Raw genomic sequence first — 255 nt, 5'->3', positions numbered from 1 at the left:
CCGCATCGCCGTCAAGAATATCGATCAGCCCGATGCGCAGCGCTTCGCCCGCATCGATCAGCCCCGCTGTAAACAGGATGCGCTTGGCCTGCGCCGGCCCGACCAGATCGACCAGCAGCTTGGTGTCGTGGAGCGAATAGACCAGCCCCAGCTTGGCAGGCGTAATCCCGAACCGCGCGGCAGACGTGGCGACGCGGACATCGCACGCCAGCGCCAGCCCGCAGCCGCCGCCGACGCAATCGCCCTCGATCATCG

1 protein-coding gene is annotated in these 255 nt (G+C 67.5%); it reads right to left on the bottom strand.

What is annotated here, in order from left to right; all coding sequences use genetic code 11:
- A partial coding sequence (locus ACZ3HH_RS30720; RefSeq protein ID WP_465810448.1) for an enoyl-CoA hydratase-related protein occupies nucleotides 1-255 on the bottom strand: 255 nt, incomplete at both ends.

Source organism: Pseudomonas sp. PME37.24/025, assembly GCF_055556615.1.
Note: the sequence above shows the minus strand (reverse complement) of the source record. Positions and strands in the feature narration are given on the sequence as shown.